General features: G+C 62.4%; 1 protein-coding gene. It reads left to right on the top strand.

Annotated features, from left to right (window positions below; translation table 11 throughout):
• The coding region (locus C2846_RS18510) for a carboxylesterase family protein (RefSeq protein WP_205890280.1) at positions 1 to 527 on the top strand (527 nt) is incomplete at both ends.

Here is a 527-nt window from a genome sequence, read left to right as displayed (position 1 = left end):
GGCTCGGCGGTTGGCGCCAATATCCTCACGCCGCTGAGTATCACCCCGGAGGCTGATTCGGCGGACGATCAGCGGGTGGTCAATATGCTGATCCTGTTGCAGAGCCTGGATGCCGATGGTGACCTCAACAACGGCATACAGATCAGTGAGGCAATTCGTGAGCACGTCTCGCAGAATGCTGACAGCATCTACTTTGACCAGCCGCCGGCGGATTTCCGAGCCAGTCTGGCAACCCTGGTGGATGAGCTGCAACAAGCCGGAGCCTTTACCGATACTGACCCACGGCCGCGCACAGTGACTACCGTGGCCAATGCCCTGGAGCATTTCGCCCGCTCAACCAGCCCGCGCATCGTGGTTTCAACCACCGGGGGTGAGCTGCGTGGTTTCGAGGCTAATGAGGATACCTGGCAGTTCCTGGGTATTCCCTATGCCAAACCGCCGCTGGGTGATCTGCGCTGGCGCCCGCCGGTAGCGCCGGAGTCGTGGAGCGGGGTGCGGGAGGCGGTGGCCTGGAGTGATCAGGCGGC

The sequence above is a fragment of the Pseudomonas jilinensis genome, from assembly GCF_003586265.1.
Lineage (GTDB): Bacteria > Pseudomonadota > Gammaproteobacteria > Pseudomonadales > Pseudomonadaceae > Halopseudomonas > Halopseudomonas phragmitis.
Note: the sequence above shows the minus strand (reverse complement) of the source record. Positions and strands in the feature narration are given on the sequence as shown.